This window comes from Microcoleus sp. Z1_B2, assembly GCF_036700325.1.
Taxonomy (GTDB): Bacteria; Cyanobacteriota; Cyanobacteriia; order Cyanobacteriales; family Microcoleaceae; genus Microcoleus.
Map to the genome: position 1 here is coordinate 28,419 of NZ_JAUBOQ010000064.1, position 1,268 is coordinate 29,686.

Consider the following 1,268-nt stretch of genomic DNA (forward strand, 5'->3'; position numbering starts at 1 on the left):
ACAAAAAAAATTAATGTTATTGTGGAACGGGCGTCTCGCCCGTTCTTGAGAATGGTGTAACATCTGAGTTCATTAAACTAAATTCTATGGCAAGCTTAACAATATTAGGTGGAGGTGCTTGGGGTTCTGCCTTGGCAAGTCTGGGAGGAAAAAAAGGCGATCGAGTTAATTTGTGGTCGCGCAGCAGTTCTGTTAATCTAGAATCAGTTATAACAGGTGCGGATGTTGTTGTTTCGGCAGTTTCGATGAAAGGAGTTGGAGCAACGGTCGATCGACTGCTGGCGTTAGAGTTAAGTCCCAGTACAATTATAGTTACCGTCACCAAAGGCTTAGACCCCGCCACTACGCGCACTCCATCTCAAATTTGGCAAAATGCCTTTCCTAACAATTCAATTGTGGTACTTTCTGGCCCTAATCTTTCCGAGGAAATTCAGCAAGGATTGCCGGCTGCAACGGTAGCGGCGAGTTCGGATTTAGCGGCGGCCAAGCAAGTGCAAAATATTTACAGTTCTGATATTTTTCGGGTTTATGTGAATGAAGACCCGCTGGGAACTGAGTTAGGTGGAACTTTGAAAAATGTATTTGCGATCGCCGCTGGTGTTTGCGACGGTTTACAATTAGGAACTAATGCTAAATCTGCTTTGCTGACTCGCGCTTTGCCGGAAATGATTCGGGTGGGGGTTCGTTTGGGAGCTCGCGCAGAAACTTTTTACGGTTTGTCGGGTTTGGGAGATTTGCTGGCTACTTGCAACAGTCCTTTATCGCGCAATTATCGGGTTGGTTTCGGATTAGCTGAAGGCAAATCTTTAGAGCAAATTTTGCAGGAATTGCAGAGCACTGCTGAGGGAGTCAATACTACTAATGTGTTGATTGATTTGGCCAATCAACGCGCCATTGAAGTGCCTGTTTCCCGTCAAGTTTATCGCTTGTTGAATGGGCAAATTACTCCTGAACACGCTGTTTTATCGCTGATGGAACGCACTTTAAAACCGGAGTAAGTAAGTTTTTTAGCATTAAAACTTAACTCTTTGGGCGGGCAAGATGCCACCCCACAAAAAGTTTTCAGAAAAACCATCCACCATAAATTCACTCTTTGTGGAACAGGCATCTTGCCTGTTGCTGACGCACTTTGAAACCGGAGTAACTAAGTTTTTTAGCATTAAAACTTAACTCTTTGGGCGGGCAAGATGCCCACCCCACAAAAAGTTTTCAGAAAAACCATCCACCATAAATTCACTCTTTGTGGAACAGGCATCTTGCCTGTTGCT

At 44.5% G+C, this 1,268-nt stretch carries 2 protein-coding genes; one reads left to right on the plus strand and one right to left on the minus strand.

The features are described 5' to 3' along the window. The first annotated feature begins 86 nt into the window (after positions 1 to 86). On the plus strand, positions 87 to 998 hold the full coding sequence (locus QT984_RS26795; RefSeq protein WP_333340845.1) for an NAD(P)H-dependent glycerol-3-phosphate dehydrogenase: 912 nt from the start codon (positions 87 to 89) through the stop codon (positions 996 to 998). 15 nt (positions 999 to 1,013) lie between these two features. Here the strand turns inward: QT984_RS26795 and QT984_RS26800 are convergent, their stop codons facing one another. Beyond that, on the minus strand, positions 1,014 to 1,160 hold the full coding sequence (locus QT984_RS26800) for a hypothetical protein (RefSeq protein ID WP_333375301.1): 147 nt from the start codon (positions 1,158 to 1,160) through the stop codon (positions 1,014 to 1,016). Between the last annotated feature and the right edge of the window lie 108 nt (positions 1,161 to 1,268).